The sequence below is a fragment of the Streptomyces sp. genome (assembly GCF_036524955.1).
GTDB lineage: Bacteria > Actinomycetota > Actinomycetes > Streptomycetales > Streptomycetaceae > Actinacidiphila.
Genome location: NZ_DATDBG010000015.1, coordinates 18,066 through 35,623 on the forward strand (window position 1 = coordinate 18,066; position 17,558 = coordinate 35,623).

The 17,558-nt window shown below is 72.9% G+C and carries 11 protein-coding genes and 1 pseudogene; 7 read left to right on the top strand and 5 right to left on the bottom strand.

The window, feature by feature from the left end; all coding sequences use genetic code 11:
* The 3 genes from VIW71_RS01365 to rarD all read left to right on the top strand — a co-directional run bounded on the left by VIW71_RS01365 (position 1) and on the right by rarD (position 4,151).
* Entirely contained in the window at positions 1–1,983 is a 1,983-nt protein-coding gene (locus tag VIW71_RS01365) for a 2-oxoacid:acceptor oxidoreductase subunit alpha (RefSeq protein WP_331619942.1), read from the top strand.
* The gene (locus tag VIW71_RS01370; protein ID WP_331619944.1) at positions 1,976–3,040 is read left to right on the top strand and encodes a 2-oxoacid:ferredoxin oxidoreductase subunit beta; all 1,065 of its coding nucleotides are present in this window, start codon (positions 1,976–1,978) and stop codon (positions 3,038–3,040) included. Before VIW71_RS01365 ends, VIW71_RS01370 begins: the two co-directional genes overlap by 8 nt.
* 172 nt (positions 3,041–3,212) lie before the next feature.
* Complete coding sequence (gene rarD / locus VIW71_RS01375) at positions 3,213–4,151, top strand: EamA family transporter RarD (protein ID WP_331619945.1); 939 nt, start codon at positions 3,213–3,215, stop codon at positions 4,149–4,151.
* 76 nt (positions 4,152–4,227) lie between these two features.
* On the opposite strand, the gene VIW71_RS01380 is transcribed toward rarD, so the two are convergent.
* The 4 genes from VIW71_RS01380 to VIW71_RS01395 form a co-directional block, all read right to left on the bottom strand.
* Complete coding sequence (locus VIW71_RS01380; RefSeq protein WP_331619946.1) at positions 4,228–5,148, bottom strand: ABC transporter permease; 921 nt, start codon at positions 5,146–5,148, stop codon at positions 4,228–4,230.
* Positions 5,135–6,100 carry an ABC transporter ATP-binding protein gene (locus tag VIW71_RS01385; RefSeq protein ID WP_331619947.1) on the bottom strand — a complete coding sequence of 322 codons (966 nt, stop codon included), beginning with the start codon at positions 6,098–6,100 and terminating at the stop codon, positions 5,135–5,137. Before VIW71_RS01385 ends, VIW71_RS01380 begins: the two co-directional genes overlap by 14 nt.
* A gap of 224 nt (positions 6,101–6,324) precedes the next feature.
* On the bottom strand, positions 6,325–7,560 hold the full coding sequence (locus VIW71_RS01390; RefSeq protein ID WP_331619948.1) for a LolA family protein: 1,236 nt from the start codon (positions 7,558–7,560) through the stop codon (positions 6,325–6,327).
* Between the two features lie 362 nt (positions 7,561–7,922).
* Complete coding sequence (locus VIW71_RS01395) at positions 7,923–8,942, bottom strand: polyprenyl synthetase family protein (RefSeq protein WP_331619949.1); 1,020 nt, start codon at positions 8,940–8,942, stop codon at positions 7,923–7,925.
* Positions 8,943–9,360: 418 nt separating this feature from the next.
* On the opposite strand from VIW71_RS01395, the gene egtA reads away from it, so the two are divergent.
* From egtA to egtD, 4 genes and pseudogenes are all read left to right on the top strand, one after another.
* Positions 9,361–10,734, top strand: coding sequence for an ergothioneine biosynthesis glutamate--cysteine ligase EgtA (egtA, locus tag VIW71_RS01400; protein WP_331619950.1), 1,374 nt, complete (start codon positions 9,361–9,363; stop codon positions 10,732–10,734).
* 18 nt (positions 10,735–10,752) lie between these two features.
* Positions 10,753–12,201, top strand: coding sequence for an ergothioneine biosynthesis protein EgtB (gene egtB, locus VIW71_RS01405; RefSeq protein ID WP_414720621.1), 1,449 nt, complete (start codon positions 10,753–10,755; stop codon positions 12,199–12,201).
* Positions 12,201–12,821 (top strand): annotated as a pseudogene (locus VIW71_RS01410) (hypothetical protein); the annotation flags it as partial. The gene egtB and the pseudogene VIW71_RS01410, both read left to right, overlap by 1 nt.
* Before the next feature lie 363 nt (positions 12,822–13,184).
* Positions 13,185–14,129: an L-histidine N(alpha)-methyltransferase gene (egtD, locus tag VIW71_RS01415; protein ID WP_331619953.1), complete on the top strand. Its 945-nt coding sequence runs from the start codon at positions 13,185–13,187 to the stop codon at positions 14,127–14,129.
* A gap of 86 nt (positions 14,130–14,215) precedes the next feature.
* Here egtD and VIW71_RS01420 read toward each other — a convergent pair whose 3' ends face one another.
* A complete protein-coding gene (locus VIW71_RS01420) occupies positions 14,216–17,518 on the bottom strand; it encodes an NACHT domain-containing protein (protein ID WP_331619951.1) in 3,303 nt (1,100 codons plus the stop codon).
* Positions 17,519–17,558: the final 40 nt, after the last annotated feature.

The following is a 17,558-nucleotide window of genomic DNA, read 5'->3' on the forward strand; positions in this document are numbered from 1 at the left end:
GTGACGAGCCAGGTCAGCACGACCACCGGGCGTCAGCCTGCCGTTGGAGAGGTGCTGAGCGAACAGCGCAGACCGGTGAAGGAGACCAGGCGGCTCGACCGCGTGATCATCCGGTTCGCCGGCGACTCCGGCGACGGGATGCAGCTCACCGGGGACCGCTTCACCTCGGAGACCGCCTCCTTCGGCAATGATCTCTCGACGCTGCCGAACTTCCCGGCTGAGATCCGCGCCCCCGCAGGCACTCTGCCGGGGGTTTCATCGTTCCAGCTCCACTTCGCCGACCACGACATCCTCACTCCGGGCGACGCGCCGGACGTGCTCGTGGCGATGAATCCGGCCGCGCTGAAGGCGAACCTCGCCGATCTGCCGCGCGGCGCGGAGATCATCGTCAACACCGACGAGTTCACCAAGAGGGCCCTGGCCAGGGTCGGCTACGAGGGCAACCCCCTGGAGGACGGTTCGCTGGCGGCCTACGCGGTCCACCCGGTGCCGCTGACGACCATGACGCTGGAGGCGCTCAAGGGCAGCGGCCTGCCCCGCAGGGACGCCGAGCGGGCGAAGAACATGTTCGCGCTCGGCCTGCTGTCGTGGATGTACCACCGCCCGACGGAGAGCACCGAGACCTTCCTCCGCAAGAAGTTCGCGAAGAAGCCGGACATCGCCGAGGCCAACGTCAGCGCCTTCCGCGCGGGCTGGAACTTCGGCGAGACCACCGAGGACTTCGCGGTCTCCTACGAGGTCGCGCCGGCCGCCAGCGCCTTCCCGCCCGGCACGTACCGCAACATCTCCGGGAACCTCGCGCTGTCGTACGGCCTGGTCACCGCGGGTCAACAGGCCGGGCTGCCGCTCTTCCTCGGGTCGTACCCGATCACTCCGGCCTCGGACATCCTGCACGAGCTGAGCCGCCACAAGAACTTCGGTGTACGGACCTTCCAGGCCGAGGACGAGATCGCGGCGATCGGCGCCGCGCTGGGCGCCGCCTTCGGCGGGTCGCTCGCGGTCACCACCACCTCGGGTCCCGGGGTGGCGCTCAAGTCCGAGACAGTGGGTCTGGCCGTCAGCCTGGAGCTGCCGCTGCTGGTGGTGGACATCCAGCGCGGCGGGCCGTCCACCGGGCTGCCGACCAAGACCGAGCAGGCCGACCTGCTCCAGGCGATGTACGGGCGCAACGGCGAGGCGCCGGTGCCGGTGGTCGCGCCCGCCACTCCGGCGGACTGCTTCGAGGCGGCACTGGAGGCGGCCCGGATCGCGCTCACGTACCGCACCCCGGTCTTCCTGCTGTCCGACGGCTACCTGGCGAACGGCTCGGAGCCCTGGCGGATCCCCGAGCCGGGCGAACTGCCCGACCTGCGGGTGCAGTTCGCGACCGGACCGAACCACACGGCCGAGGACGGCACCGAGTCCTTCTGGCCGTACCTGCGCGACCCCGAGACGCTGGCCCGCCCGTGGGCGGTCCCCGGCACCCCCGGCCTCGAACACCGCATCGGCGGCATCGAGAAGCAGGACGGCACCGGCAACATCAGTTACGACCCGGCCAACCACGACTTCATGGTCCGCACCCGGCAGGCCAAGATCGACGGCATCACGGTGCCCGACATCGAGGTCGACGACCCGAGCGGGGGCGCCAGGACGCTGGTGCTGGGCTGGGGGTCGACCTACGGGCCGATCACCGCGGCCGTCCGCCGGATCCGCGGCGAGGGCGGCGCCGTGGCGCAGGCCCACCTGCGCCACCTCAACCCCTTCCCGGCCAACCTCGGGGAGGTGCTGGGGGCGTACGAGCGGGTGATCGTGCCGGAGATGAACCTCGGCCAGCTCGCCCACCTGCTGCGGGCCAGGTACCTGGTGGACGTCCACTCGTACACACAGGTCACCGGGCTACCGTTCAAGGCCGAGCAACTGGCGCGGGCGATCAGCGAGCAGAGCACCGTATCGGGCGCGGAACTGGGCGGGGAAGCGAGCGCGGAGGAGAGTGCGGATGTCTGAGGCACTGGCCCTGGTGCCCAAGGCCGAGGCGAAGCAGAGCATGAAGGACTTCAAGTCCGACCAGGAGGTGCGCTGGTGCCCGGGCTGCGGGGACTACGCGGTCCTGGCGGCCGTCCAGTCCTTCATGCCGGAGCTCGGCCTGGCCAGGGAGAACGTGGTGTTCATCTCCGGGATCGGGTGCTCGTCCCGCTTCCCGTACTACATGAACACCTACGGCATGCACTCCATCCATGGCCGTGCCCCGGCCATCGCCACCGGTCTTGCCGCCTCACGGCGGGACCTGAGCGTATGGGTGGTGACCGGTGACGGCGACGCGCTGTCCATCGGCGGCAACCACCTGATCCACGCGCTGCGGCGGAACGTCAACCTCAAGATCCTGCTGTTCAACAACCGGATCTACGGGCTGACGAAGGGCCAGTACAGCCCGACCTCCGAGGTCGGCAAGATCACCAAGTCCACGCCGATGGGCTCCCTCGACGCGCCGTTCAACCCGGTGTCGCTGGCGATCGGCGCCGAGGCGTCCTTCGTGGCCCGCACGATCGACTCCGACCGCAAGCACCTGCAGAGCGTGCTGCGCGCGGCGGCCGACCACCGGGGCACCGCGCTGGTGGAGATCTACCAGAACTGCAACATCTTCAACGACGGTGCCTTCGACGCCCTGAAGGAGAAGGAGACCGCGCAGGAGGCCCTGATCCACCTGGAGCACGGTCAGCCGATCCGCTTCGGCGCGCCGGCCGACGACGGTCTGGGCAGCAAGGGGGTGGTACGGGATCAGGCCACCGGTGACCTGCGGGTGATCGACGTGACGGCGGAGGGCACCGACGGCGTCCTGGTGCACGACGCGCACGCGGCCTCCCCGACCACCGCCTTCGCGCTGTCCCGACTCGCCGACCCGGACACCCTGCACCACACGCCGATCGGCGTGCTCCGGGACGTCGACCGGCCGGTCTACGACACGGAGATGGCCGACCAGCTCGACCAGGCCGTGCAGCAGCGGGGCAAGGGCGACCTGACCGCGCTGCTCGCGGGCAACGACACCTGGACGGTCGTGGGCTGAGCGCCCGCGCCCCTTTGCTGTGCGGCGACCGGGTCGCCGACGGCGTACGCCGAGCGCGGCGCCAGGACCGTTCTGCGAAACGGGCATGACACGTGTGGTGGTGCCAGCTACGGTCGGACCGGCGACGCGCACCGGTCGGGTGCGACCGCCGTACGGCGGCGGGAGGAACCGGATGGGCGAGCAGCGCGCGGGACTGGTCTACGGCTTCGTGGCCTACGGGTTGTGGGGGCTGTTCCCGCTGTTCTGGCCGCTGCTGGAACCGGCCGGGGCGCTGGAGATCCTGGCCCACCGGATGGTGTGGTCGCTGGTCGTGGTCGTCCTCATCCTGCTCGGCCTGCGCCGCCGGTCCTGGATATCCGAGTTGGTCAGGCAGCCCAGGCGGCTCGCCCTCGTGGCGGTCGCGGCCACCGTGGTCTCGGTGAACTGGGGCATGTACATCTGGGGTGTCAACGCCGGGCACGTGGTGGAGACCTCGCTCGGCTACTTCATCAACCCCCTCGTCACCATCGCGCTCGGCGTGCTCGTGCTGCACGAGCGGCTGCGGCCCGCGCAGTGGGCGGCGGTCGGCATCGGCGCGCTGGCGGTGATCGTGCTCACCGTGGGCTACGGGCGGCTGCCGTGGATCGCGCTCACACTGGCCTTCTCCTTCGGTACGTACGGTCTGGTCAAGAAGCAGGTGGCCATGGGCGGCCTGGAGTCGCTGGCCGCCGAGACCTCCGTACAGTTCCTGCCCGCGCTGGCCTTCCTGCTGGTGCTCGGCGCTCACGGCGACTCCACCTTCGCCCACGACGGCCCCGGTCACGCGGCGCTGCTGGCCGTGTCCGGCCTGGTCACCGCCGTGCCGCTGATCTGCTTCGGCATGTCGGCGACCAGGCTGCCACTGTCCACCCTCGGCCTGATGCAGTACCTGGCGCCGGTCTTCCAGTTCCTCATCGGGGTGCTGTACTTCCACGAGCGGATGCCCGCCGAACGGTGGGCCGGTTTCCTGCTGGTGTGGTTCGCGCTGATCATGCTGACCTGGGACGCGCTGCGGACCGCACGGCGCAGCCGGAGCGCCCTCGCCCACGCCGACAGCGGACGCCCCTACCGCGCGCCCGCGCCCAACCGCTGAACCACCGCGTCTCCGGGCCAGAGGGCCTTGAGCTCAGTCGAACCCCATCACTGACAACCGGTTTCGCGGACGGTCGTCACGCCGTGACGTCGCGGGAGGTGAAGCGGGCCCAGGCCGCTGAACCGAAGACGGCCGCGTAGAGGGCCTGGAGGCCCAGGTTCCTGGCGATGTCGTCCCAGGTCACCGGGGAGCGGAGGATGTCGGCGAAGCTGAGCCAGTAGTGCGGGAAGAGGTAGGGCTGGACGGCGTGCAGCTGCGGGATGTTGTTCACGATCTGCACGGTGATCAGCAGCCCGACGGTGGCGGCCATGGCGCCGATGCCGCTGTCGGTGAGCGTGGAGACGAACAGGCCGAGCGCCCCGATGCCGACCAGCGAACCCGCGACGAGCACGGCGATCAGCAGGGCGCGCAGCAGCCCGTCCGACAGCGGGATCGTCGTGCCGGACAGCAGCGTGACGTCGCCGACCGGGAAGAGGGCGAAGCCGACGGCGAGCGCGGAGACGGTCACCACGAGGGTCGCGGCCAGGCAGAAGGCGACCACGGAGGCGTACTTGGCGAGCAGGAGCCGGGTCCGGCCGGCCGGGGCGACCAGCAGGTAGCGCAGGGTGCCGGTACTCGCCTCGCCGGCCACCGCGTCGCCGGCCACCACGCCGATCGCCATCGGCAGGAAGAACGGCAGGGTCGCGGCGAGCGAGGCGAAGGTCAGGAACAGGCCGTTGTTGCTGACCTGTTCGATGAAGGCGGGCCCTTCCCCGTTCCCGCCACCGCCCCCGACCGATCCGCCGTCGCGCGTCTCGATCCGTACCGCGATCCCGACCAGCAGCGGCACCCCCGCCAGCACCGCGAACAGGGCGAGGGTCCGCCACCGCCGGAAGACGGTCACCAGCTCGGACCGGAACAGCCCGAGCGACCACACCAGGCGCGGCGCCCGTACGGCCGGGGCGTCGGTGGTACGGGCGCCGGTCGTCCGCTCCGCCGCCGGGTCAGCCCGCGACATCGAAACCCTCCCCTGTCAGGGCCACGAACGCGTCCTCCAGGGAGGCACGCTCCAGGCCGAAACCGCGTACCCGCACCCCCGCCTCGACCAGTGCCGCGTTGAGTTCGGCCAGGTCGGGCGGGTCGGCGGGCAGTTCGCCGGTGATCCGCTCGCCCGCCGTGGCGAGGTCGGTCACACCGTGTTCCTTGAGCACCCGGGCCGCGTGGCCGGTGTCCGGGGTGGTGACCGCGAGCCGGCCCCGCGCGCCCGCGGACAACTCGGCGACCGGGCCCTGGGTGATCAGCCGGCCGCGGGCCATCACGGCGGCGTGCGTGCAGACCTGCTCGATCTCGTCCAGCAGGTGCGAGGAGAGGAAGACCGTCGTACCGTCCCCGGCCAGTTCTCTCACCAGCGCCCGGATCTCCCGCATGCCCTGCGGGTCGAGGCCGTTGGTCGGCTCGTCCAGCACCAGCAGCTCGCGCGGCTGGAGCAGCGCGGCGGCCAGGCCGAGCCGCTGCTTCATGCCGAGCGAGTACGCCTTCGCCTTCTTCGTGGCGGCGGCGGTCAGCCCCACCCGGTCCAGCGCGGTACCGACCCGGGCGTGCCGGGTGCGGGGGTCGGCGGTCGGGTCGGCGGCGTCGTACCGCAGCAGGTTGTCCCGCCCGGACAGGAAGCCGTAGAGCGCCGGGCCTTCGATGAGGGCACCGACCTTGGGCAGAACGGTCCGCACGGCGCGCGGCATGGGGCTGCCGAGTACCTCGGCGGTGCCCGCGGTCGGCTCGATCAGACCCATCAGCATCCGGATGGTGGTGGTCTTGCCCGAGCCGTTGGGGCCGAGGAAGCCGAACACGCTGCCGCGCGGCACCCGCAGGTCGAGGCCGTCCACGGCGAGCGTGCCGCGGTACTGCTTGGCGAGACCGCGGGTCTCGATCACCACGTCGGCCGGCGGTTCCGCGGTGGGCGACTGTCCCATGGCACTCCCTCGGCATGGCTGGAAACGGATCCTCCGAACGGCCCCGCCCGTGGCGGCGAGGTGCCCGGCGTACGTCGCGTGCTTCTCCGGCTTGTCCGGCCCGACAGCCCGGACCGCACCGACCGCCCGGACCGCCCGGGCTGCCCGGGCTGCCCGACAGTCCCGACCGCCCGGACCACCCCGACCGCACCGACCACCTGGGCTGCCCGGACTGCCCGCGCCAGCTACTTCGCGGCGGCGTTCGCCGCGTCCGTCAGCGCGGACTGCGTGACCGCGCCGACATACAGCGTGCCCTTGTCGGTGAGCAGCGCGTTGACCAGCCGGGTGTGGAAGACCGTGCCGCTGCCGAAGGCCCCGGTGACGGGACTGCCGAAGCTGTTCAGCAGGGAGTCGGCCCCTTCGCCGTTCCGGTCCTGGCCGGTCGGCAGACCGCCCGGGGTCTTGACGACGGCGATCGAGTCCCAGCCCTCGCCGAGCACGGTGGGTTTCTGCCGGGTGGAGTTCATCTGCGTCCCCGGCCGCTCGTGGTCGGCCTTCGCGAGGCTGCCGCCCTCGGTGACCTTCACGCCTTTGGGCGGTTTGAAGATGAAGGTGCTCGCGGCCGGCTTGGCGAAGCTGACCTTGGTGTAGCCGATGTCGACGACCGCCTTGCCGCCGCCCTTGGGTGTCAGCGTGAATTTCAGCGGCACGCCGGTCTTCGCGTCCACCGCGATCCGGATCGCGCCGACCGTCGTGGCGTCGGCGTGCCGCGGGCGGACCAGCAGCTCGTACGCGCTGTGCCCGGCGACCCGGGCGGTGCCGTCCACCGTGACCGAGGCGGTGCCGTCGGCGGCCTCCAGGACGCGCCTGGCGGCGTCCTGCGGGGTGACGGCGAGGTCCTGCGGGACGCGGCGGTCGTGGTCCGGCCGGGGCAGCGTCCGGTGGTACGCCTGGTCGGACGCGCTGTCGTACGCCCACAGCTCGGTGCCGTTGTGGATGACGCTGTACTCGGCGGCCGGTTCGATGACCGAGACCTTCTGCCGGTCGGGGCCGTCGGCGGTGACGTGCAGCCGGTGGGTGCCGGACAGCAGCCGGGTGAGCCGGGACTGCGGCGCGGCGGGCGAGTCCGCGCCACCGCCGCCGTCACCGCCGGGCTTTCCGGCGGCACCCGGGCCGCCGCCGAACAGGCCGCTGGTCGCGCCGCCCGAGAGGGCGGCGGGAAGCCCGAGGTCCGTGCTGATCCTGACCGTGCCGTCCACCGTCCGGGTGTCGGACGCGGCGATCTTCGTCAGCAACTGCTCCGCGGTGAGGGGGGGCAGTGTCGGGTCGCCGGTGTCCGCGATAGCGGGGACGAGGCTGATCGTCGCCGCTGCCACGCCCGCCACCGCGGCCGGCACGGCGTAACGCACGGCCTTGCGCCCGCGCCCCCCGCCACCGGGCTCGTCGGACTCCGGGTGCCGTGCCGGTCGGATCCGTGCCATCGGGTGTCCACCTCCGTCGTCAGCGGCGGTTCGCCGGCCCGGGAGCGCGCCGCGGCGCGCTCCCCGCACGCGTCCACTTCCCAGGCCATTGTCGCCCGGTCCGCCGTGAAGTGGCTCATGTCCATCACACCGAATCGGCCGCGGCGGCACATCAGCCGACGGATGCAACCCCGTGTACGCCCTTGGTATGACGGACCCTGAGAACTCCCCCGGCTTCGAGCCGAAGGGCACGCCGGTGCCGGAAGCGAGAGCGCGCGGAGATCCCGAGGCACGAGGGACCGAGCACGGTCGACCGTCGGCACCGGCCCCGAGCGCCCGGAGACGAGAAGGCCGTGCACAGCCCTCCTCGGCGGGGCGGGAGTTCAGCCCGCGCGGTGCACGACCGCGTCGCACAGCCCGGCGAGCGCGGCTCGGGCGGGGATGTCGGGCAGCGGGTCGAGGCGGGCGCGGGCCTCGTCCGCGTACCGGACGGTGTCGCGGCGGGCCTGTTCCAGGGCCGGGTGGGCGCGCAGCAGTTCCAGCGCCTCGGCGTGCAGGGCGTCGTCGGTGAGGTCGCCGTCGAGGAGTTCGTTGAGCCGGCGGTCGGCGGCCGAGATGGCGCCCTGGGCCTGCGCGTACCAGCGGCGGACGTGCAGCACCGGCAGGGTGGGGATGCCTTCGCGCAGGTCGGTGCCGGGGGTCTTGCCGGACTCACTGCCGTCGCTGGCGATGTCGAGCACGTCGTCGGCGAGTTGGAAGGCGGCGCCGATCCGCTCACCGTACTGGGTGAGGGTGCTGACCACCTGCTCGTCGGCGCCCGCCATCATCGCGCCGAACCGCCCGGAGACCGCGATCAGCGAGCTGGTCTTGCCCGCGATGACCTCCAGGTAGTGGTCGAGCGGGTCGCGGCCGTCGCGCGGGCCCACCGTCTCCATGATCTGCCCGGTGACCAGCCGCTCGAAGGACTCGGCCTGGACCCGTACGGCGTCGGGGCCGAGGTCGGCCAGCATGTGGGAGGCACGGGAGAAGAGGAAGTCACCGGTCAGCACGGCCACCGAGTTGCCCCAGCGTGCGTTGGCGCTGTCCACACCCCGGCGTACGTCCGCCTCGTCCATCACGTCGTCGTGGTAGAGGGTGGCCAGGTGGGTCAGCTCCACGACCACGGCGGCGGGCACCACGCCGGGCGCGTGCGGGTCGCCGAACTGGGCGCCGAGCATCACCAGCAGCGGCCGGAACCGCTTGCCGCCGGCCCGGAGCAGGTGTCTGGCCGCGTCCGTGATGAACGGGACGTCGCTCTTGGTGGCCTCCAGCAGGCCCTCTTCGACGGCCGCGAGACCGGCCGTGATGTCGGCCTCAAGGGCCCCGTCCCACACGCTCAGCCCGAAGGGCCCGACGACGGTCACGAGGGGTACTCCTGTCGCTGATCTGGCTGCTGGCGAGGTCCGAGGGTGGCACCGGGTGAGCACTGGCGGTCGTACTGGGTGGTACACGTCGGTACGGGTTCGCAGGCGGCTCGCATTGCCCACACGGGCAGCGTAGCCGGTCGGGTGTCGATCACCGTCGGGGCATCGCCCTGTGCCAGGCCGTGACCGGCCACCGCACCTATAATCCCGATTACCGGGATTGACAGTTTATATCCGACTCGCAAGCCCGCTCGAAAGGATGAGGGATCAGCTCGAATGTTTGGTCGAGTTCGGACCGGTGAACGTTCACCAGTGCGTAAGGCGATCCCGGGACGAGACGAATTACACTCGCACCAGCAGCATGTGACATGTCCTCGCCTGGGAATGGGACCCCATGGAAAAGAGAGGAGGTGGATCCATGGCAGCCGACTTCGCGGAGCTCGACGATCTCAAGGAAGACGACGCGGAAGCCCATGTACAGGGCGTGTGCTTCAAGACCGGTCCACCCGCACGGACTGGTGTGGAACTGGAATGGCTGGTTCAGGACCGCTCCGATCCCCGACTGCTGATCCCCGTCGACCGGCTGAACGCGGCGCTCGCCCCGGTCGAGGCCCCGGGCGCACTCCCCCGGGGCAGCAGGGTCACCCGCGAGCCGGGTGGGCAGGTGGAGCTGAGCTCCCCGCCCGCCGACAGCCTCGCCGGCTGCGTCGAGGCGATGGCCGCGGACCTCACCGCCATGCGGCGGGCCGCCGGCCAGGCAGGGCTCGTCCTCCTGGGCCGCGGTCTCGACCCCTACCGCGCGTCCCCCCGCGTACTCGACGAGCCCCGTTACCGGGCGATGGAGTCGTTCTTCGACCGCGAGGGCCCCTGGGGTCGCACCATGATGCGGAGCACCGCATCCCTCCAGGTCAACCTGGACAGCGGTGACGCGGGCGACGGCGTCACCGGCTACCGCCGCCGGTGGGAGCTCGCCCACCGCCTCGGCCCGGTACTCGTCGCCGCCTTCGCCAACTCCCCGATCGCCGCCGGCCGCCCCACCGGCTGGCTCTCCACCCGGCAGGCCACCTGGGGCCTGATGGACCCCGGCCGCACCCGCCAGCCCCGCCACCACGACGACCCCCGCACGGCATGGGCACGCTACGCGCTGGACGCGCGGGTGCTGTGCATACGGTCCGACGGCCGCGGGACGGATCCCGGTCCGCCCCAGGGGATACGGTCCGACGGCCACGGGCCGGGTTCCGGTCCGTCCGAGGCCGTTCGGTCCTCCGGCGGCGCCCCCCGTAGGACCGCCGAGGCCGACTGGACCGCGCCGCCCGGTCTCACCTTCCGCGGCTGGCTGCGCGGGGTGCCGGGGCTGCGCGCGCCCACCGTGGCCGACCTCGACTACCACCTCAGCACGCTGTTCCCGCCGATACGTCCGCGCGGCTGGCTGGAACTGCGGATGACCGACGCCCAGGACGGCGACGGCTGGATCGTCCCGACCGCGGTCGCGGCGACCCTGCTGGACGACCCGGTCGCCGCCGACGCCGCCTACGCGGCGACCGAGCCGCTCTGCATGGACGGCGACCCCGTACCGCCCGACGACGTCTGGCGCCGCGCCGCCCGGATCGGCCTGGCCGACCCGGACCTCGCCACGGCGGCCCGTGCCTGCTTCGCCGCGGCCGACGGTTCCCTCGCGCGCTCCGGCGTGCCCGCGGCCCTGCGGCAGGCGGTCTCCGACTTCGCCGAGCGCTACGTCGAACGCGGCCGATGTCCCGCCCATGACCAGTTGGACGCGCTCAGTCGCGCCTGACCCTCCGGAAGGCATGTCGTGACCAACCCGTACACGAGCACGCACAGCACGGCCCGAGGCAGTGCCACTCCCGCCTCCTCCGGCACTCCCGACCCGTCGTCCCCTGCCGTCGCGGACCCGGCCGCCCGGGCCCGGGCGGCGCTGGAGACCGCCCGCCGCCGGACCATGGCGCTCACCGACCCGGTCACCGACGAGGACCTGGTCGCCCAGCACTCCCGGCTGATGTCCCCGCTGGTGTGGGACCTCGCGCACATAGGCAACCAGGAAGAGCTGTGGCTGGTCCGCGAGGCCGGCGGGCGGCCCGGCCTGCGACCCGACCTCGACCACCTCTACGACGCGTTCCGGCACCCGCGCGCCGACCGCCCCGCGCTGCCGCTGCTCGGCCCGGCCGAGGCCCGCGAGTACGTGGCCGCGGTCCGCACGGAGACGCTGGACGTGCTGGCCGGCACCGACACCGGTCCCGGCAACCCGGAGCCGCTGCTGGCCGGCGCCTTCGTCTTCGGCATGCTCGCCCAGCACGAGCAGCAGCACGACGAGACCATGCTCGCCACCCACCAGCTCCGCTCGGGCCCGGCCGTCCTCGACGCCCCCGCCCCGCCGCCCGCGCCCGCCGACGCGGCCGCGCTGCCCCGCGAGGTCCTCGTCCCCGGCGGCCCGTTCGTCATGGGCACCAGCACCGAGCCGTGGGCCCTGGACAACGAGCGCCCGCACCACACCGTGCACGTCCCCGCCTTCTGGCTGGACACCGTGCCGGTCACCAACGCCGCCTACCAGGAGTTCATCACGGCCGGCGGCTACCGCGACCCCCGGTGGTGGACCCCCGAGGGCTGGCGGCACGTCCAGGACGCCGGCCTGGAGGCGCCGCTGTTCTGGGAGCGGCACGGCGATGCCTGGATACGCCGCCGGTTCGGCCGCACCGAGCCGGTGCCGGGCGACGAACCGGTCCTGCACGTGTGCTGGTACGAGGCCGACGCCTACGCCCGCTGGGCCGGACGGCGGCTGCCGACCGAGGCCGAGTGGGAGAAGGCCGCCCGCCACGACCCCGCGACCGGCCGCTCCCGCCGCTACCCGTGGGGCGACGCCGACCCGGGCCCCGAGCACGCCAACCTCGGCCAGCGCCACCTCCGGCCCGCCCCCGCGGGCAGCTACCCGGCCGGCGCGGCCCCCAGCGGCGCCCGGCAGCTCATCGGCGACGTCTGGGAGTGGACGTCCTCCGACTTCGCCCCCTACCCGGGCTTCACCGCCTTCCCCTACAAGGAGTACTCGGACGTCTTCTTCGGCCCGGACTACAAGGTGCTGCGCGGCGGCGCCTTCGGCGTGGACCCGGTCGCCTGCCGCGGTACCTTCCGCAACTGGGACTACCCGATCCGCCGTCAGATCTTCGCCGGCTTCCGCACCGCGCGGGACGCGTCCCCGGACCCCACCGCGACCTCCGCGTCCGGCACGGAAGGCGGCGGGGCTGCCTGATGTGCCGTCACCTCGCGTACGTGGGACCGCCCGTACCGCTGGCCCGGCTCCTCACCGAGCCCCCGCACAGCCTGTACGAGCAGTCGTGGCGGCCGGCCAGGCAGCGCTACGGCACGGTGAACGCCGACGGGTTCGGGGTGGGTTGGTACCCGGTGGAGGAGGACGGCGCGGCTGAGCGGCCGGGGGCACCCGGCTCGTCCGGACCGTCCGGCCCTCCCCGCCTGCCGGAGGCGAACGCGGGGTTCCCGCAGCCCGCGCGTTATCGCCGCGCCGTCCCCCTCTGGGCGGACGCCAACTTCACCGAGCTGACCCGTGCCGTCCGCAGCGGCGCCGTACTGGCCGCGGTCCGCTCGGCCACCGAGGGCACCACCCAGGACGAGTCGGCCGCCGCGCCCTTCCGGGACGGTCGCTGGCTGTTCAGCCACAACGGCGCGATCGCCGACTGGACCCGGCTGCCCACCGGCCTGACCCCGGCCGAGCTGCTGTCCCTTGAGGCGCGCTGCGACTCGGCCCTCCTGTGGGCGATGGCCGCGCGGCGGCTGCGGCAGGGCGAGTCGCCCGGGGGCGCGCTGGCCGCGGTGGTCCGGGAGGTCGCCGCGGCCCGCCCCACCGCCCGCCTCAACTTCCTGCTCACCGACGGCCGCGTGATCGCCGCCACCGCGTGGGGGGACACGCTCTGGTACCGCACCGGGCCCGGCCAGGCGCTGGTCGCCTCCGAGCCGGACGACGCGCCCGGCGAGTGGCACGAGGTACCGGACCGCTCGCTGCTGCTGGCCACCACGGCCGGCGTCCGGATCATCCCACTGCGCTCCCCGCGCCCGCACCGCAAGGACCCGCACCCCATGAACGACAGCCGCCGCACGCCCGAGAGCCATACGAACGAGGGCCGCACCGACGGGGGTGGGCCGCAGCGGGGCCACGCCCCCGGCAGCGCCCCGGACGAGGTCCACACCCCCGAGAGCCGACTCACCGTCGACGACCGGCTGCCCGTCGGCTACTTCACCGACTCCCTGCACTCCGACGTCCGCCAGGGCCTGGGCACGGCGCCCCGCACCCTGCCGCCCAAGTGGTTCTACGACAAACGCGGCAGCGACCTGTTCGAGCAGATCACCCGGCTGCCCGAGTACTACCCCACCCGGGCCGAGCACGAGATCCTGACCCGCCGCGCCCCGGACATAGCCGCGCTCACCCGCGCCGCCACCCTGATCGAACTCGGCTCCGGCTCCTCCCGCAAGACCCGCCTCCTGCTCGACGCGCTCACCGCGGGCGGGACGCTGCTGCGGTACGCGCCGCTGGACGTCAGCGCCGCCGCCCTGGAGGAGGCGGGCGCGGCGATCTGCCGCGACTACCCGGACCTGCGGGTGGCGGCCACCGTCGCCGACTTCGAGACCGGCCTGCCGCTGTCCGACGAGCCCGGCCCGCGCCTGCTCGCCTTCCTCGGCAGCACCATCGGCAACTTCGACGCCGCCCAGCGCCGCGCCTTCTACCGGACCCTCTCCCTCGCGCTCAGCAGCGACGACGTCCTGCTGCTCGGCGCGGACCTGGTCAAGGACCCCGGGGTCCTGGTCCGGGCGTACGACGACGCGGCCGGTGTCACCGCCGAGTTCAACAAGAACGTGCTGCACGTTCTCAACCGCGAACTCGGCGCCGACTTCGACCCCGACGCCTTCGACCACGTCGCCCTGTGGAACACCGAGGAGGAGCGCATCGAGATGCGGCTGCGCTCCCGCCTGGCCCAGACCGTCAAGATCCCCGACCTCGACCTCTCGGTCGACTTCGCCGAGGGTGAGGACCTGCGCACCGAACTGTCGTGCAAGTTCCGCCGCGAATCGCTCACCGCCGAGCTCAAGGAGGGCGGTTTCACCGTCCGCCACTGGTGGACCGACACGGCCGGACGCTTCGCCCTGCTGCTGGCGGTGCCGAACTAGTCGGGCTGGAGTACAAGCACTGAACGCCCCGGCCCCCGGTGCGCCCGCGCGCGCCGGGGGAGTGCGGGGCCGGGAGGGAGCGGGAGTCAGGCGCGGACCAGGACGATGGTCTCCGTGGGGGTGACGATGCCTTCCGTGCGCTGCCGCAGGACGGTGATGCCGGTGGCGGCGCGGCGGTACTCGGCGGTCATGTCGGGGTCGTCGACGGTCCGGTCGGCTGCGGCGGCCAGGGCGAGGGTGACGAGCTGAAGGTAGGAGACGTCCGAGGAGTCCATGGTTCCAGGGTGGTGATCGAGCGGCGCCGCGAGCTCGGCGGTGCTGGTGGCCAGGATGCGGAGCAGTGCGTGTGCCCGTGACGCCCCGTCGGAGCGTGCGTACCGGGCCGTCAGGCGCTCCGTGGCCGTTCTCACGGCCGGGCCGATCCGGTCCGGGAAGACGATCTGCCCCTCGGACAGGTACTCGCTCAGGGCGTCGTTCCCGAGCGGGGAGACCACCGCCTGCTGGCCGCGACCGCCCCACCGGGACCGGGTTTCCGGGAGGGTGAGGGCCTGCAGGACGGCTTGGAGCGACGCGCTGTTCCGCAGCCACGGCAGCTCGCGGCGGGGTGTGCGGTCGGGGGCGGAACCAGGGGCGCGGGCGAGGTCCAGCGCGAGGTCGAGCGCGAGGCCGATGTCCAGCGCACCGTCGCGGGCGTGTCCCACGGCGCGGTCGAGGTCACGGTCGAGATCGAGATCCCGGGCGCGGGCCCGGCTGAGTACGAGGTCCAGGTCGAGACCCCGGTCCCGGTTGAGGCGCCGGGCACGGTCGAGGGCGAGGTGGAGGTCGAGGCGGAGGCGGACGGCCACGTCGTCGGGAGCGACGTGGTGTTCGTGGGCGTGATCGCGGTCGAGAGCACGGTCCAGGGCCAGCACCAGGGCCAGGTCGCGGCTGAGCTCGTGGCTGACGACGAGGTCACGGGTGAGCGCCAGCACGAGGTCGTGCGCGCGGGTGAGGGCATGGGCGCGGGTGAGGGCCCGGATGCGGTCGCGGTTGCGGTCCCGGTGGCGGGCGAGGGCGCCGTTGATGACATCGGTGAGGGCGAGGTCGACGTCACGGTCGACGGCGAGGGCGCGGTGGTCGCGGTCCGCGTCGCGCGTGAGCGCCAGATCGAGGGACTGGGCGAGTACGAGGCTTCCGGCGATGAGCACGGCCCTGTCGTGCTGCCCGCGCGGGCCGCCCAGCGGGAGCGGCCGGACAGCCCAGGGGTGAGGTGCTCCCTCCGGGACCCACAGGTCGAGTGGGCCGGTGGGCTGGGTGGAGTACCAGACGGAGTGGTCGGGTGAGGCGGCGGAGAGGCGGAAGGCCGGGTCGGTGACCTCCGCGCGGGTGGGCAGCCGGTAGAGGGTGCCTTCGGGGAGCAGGTCGTTGACCCAGCGGACGAAGGCGGCGGCGTCCTGCCGGTTCATGCCGACAGCGGGGGCGGTTCCGGCTCCGTCGGCGGTCGCCGCCAGGGCCGGGGTGCCGGTGGTTTCGGCGAACAGCCGGTACGCCTCGGCGGTGACCGGGCCGGCGCACACGAGGGTGCCGTCGTTCAGCCGGATGGTGTCGCGGAGCTGGCGGGTCGTGGTGACGGCGATCATGAATCTGCGCCGGGGCGAGTCGACGGGTTCGGCGAGCGCCTGGCGGCGCAGCGCGTCGAGCCGGCGGCTGGTGTCGGGGGCGAACTCGGTGGCCTGATCGGCGCAGTCGAAGGCCAGGGCGAGCGCGGTGGTGGTGTTGGAGGCCAGGCAGGCCTCCACGACGGGCGCGGGGTCGAGGCGGGCGGCCAGCAGCAGGGTGGTCTCGCGCCACCAGCCGTCGTCCACGCCCGCGGCCAGCACGTCGACGAGCCGGTGGTGCTGTATGTGCAGGGCCGCGAGGTGCTCCTGGAAGGTGAGGTGGGCGAAGGCGTACTGCCCGCGCTCGCGTTCCACGAGCAGTCCGCTGGTGACCACGGAGGCGAGGAAGTCCCCCGGGTCGGTGGTCACGGCGACCCGGGACAGGATCGGTGCCAGGAGCGCGGCGGCCTGGTCGGCGTCGATGTCGCGCTGCCGGGCGGTCATCATCGTGAAGGCCAGCTCCCGCAGGACCACCTCCTTCTTCGCGCCGGTGACCTGGTCCTCGCCGGCGGGGATGTTCTTGGCCTCCTGGCGGCGCCACAGCAGTACCTGGCAGATCTCGGCGTACAGCTCGGCGCGGCTGCCGGGCAGGGCGCCGCGGTAGCGGTGCACGTTGGCGATCATCGTCAGCAGCAGCGGATTGGCCGCCAGGTCGTACAGCACGGGCCGGTTGCGCAGCCGTCTCAGCAGGTCGTCGGCTTCGGCGGTGGCGAGGTCGGCGACCCCCGCGTCGTCCAGACCGGTGCTCAGCCGCTCCACTGCCTGGTACCAGCCGTGGACGAAGCGGGAGATCTGTTCGCCGGTGAACCGGCGCACCTGCAGGACCCGGGCCCGGTTGACCGGAGCGGCCGTGTAGCCGTGCGGGCGGGAGGTGACGACGAAATCGTTCGCCGCGAAGGACCCCATCTGCCGTTCGACCCACGCCGACACCGCGCGGCGGTCGGCGTCGCTGGCCACTTCGTCCAGCCCGTCCAGCAGCACCAGGCACCGCCCGTTCCTGAGCTGCTGTACGAACCAGCCCTCCGGCTCCTCCGCCGCGAGTGCGCCCACCGAGGAACGGATGACGTCGGGGAGTGCGAGGTCCGGATCGCCGGCGATGGTGTGCGCGATGTCCCGCAGGTACAGCAGCACCGGCACGTCCCTGCTGCCGCGCCGGTGACGGCGCCCGGGGCGCGCCAGTTGCAGGGCCAGGTGTTTGAGCAGGGTGGTCTTGCCGGTTCCGGGGGCCCCGATCACCGCCAGACACACCCCGTCCGGTCCGCCGAGGAAATCCGCGATCTGCTGCCGCGCCGGCACCCCGATGTCCGCGGCCGGCTGGGAGACGTCGCCTTCGGCGAGGGAGTCGTGCGTGGCCTCGTGCGCCGGCCTCGGGGAGAGACTGACGTCGACGAACACCTCGTCCAGCCCCGGGGTGTAGTCGCCGCGCGTCGCCAGACCCTTCAGGTCCACGAACCGGTGCACACTGCGCACCTGCGCGCGGTACCGCTTCTCGAAGCGGCTCGTCCGTGACAGCAGCCACGAGTCGATGGCGTCGGCGAGCCGCTTCTGCCACCGGTCGCGCACGTCGGACAGCGCCGTACCCACGAACATCACGGCCGCCAGAAGCACCTGGTATCCCAGGAAGGCGACCACCGCGGCAGCCGGATGATGCCGAGGCGAAGGCCACAGCACCGCCCCCGCGGCACCCGGCGGCAGCAGGATCAGCCCCGCTGTGGCGAGCCGCGCCAGTAAGTTCGCGTCCTTGTCCGCCAACGCCGTGCCTCCTGCCAGGCCATCCGGGTGACTTACTGCT

What these genes read in the sequence shown, in the direction of transcription:
- VIW71_RS01370 (WP_331619944.1), top strand. Translation starts at nt 1,976, where the DNA reads ATGTCTGAGGCACTGGCCCTGGTGCCCAAGGCCGAGGCGAAGCAGAGC.
- rarD (WP_331619945.1), top strand. Translation starts at nt 3,213, where the DNA reads ATGGGCGAGCAGCGCGCGGGACTGGTCTACGGCTTCGTGGCCTACGGG.
- VIW71_RS01380 (WP_331619946.1), bottom strand. Translation starts at nt 5,148, where the DNA reads ATGTCGCGGGCTGACCCGGCGGCGGAGCGGACGACCGGCGCCCGTACC.
- VIW71_RS01385 (WP_331619947.1), bottom strand. Translation starts at nt 6,100, where the DNA reads ATGGGACAGTCGCCCACCGCGGAACCGCCGGCCGACGTGGTGATCGAG.
- VIW71_RS01390 (WP_331619948.1), bottom strand. Translation starts at nt 7,560, where the DNA reads ATGGCACGGATCCGACCGGCACGGCACCCGGAGTCCGACGAGCCCGGT.
- egtA (WP_331619950.1), top strand. Translation starts at nt 9,361, where the DNA reads ATGGCAGCCGACTTCGCGGAGCTCGACGATCTCAAGGAAGACGACGCG.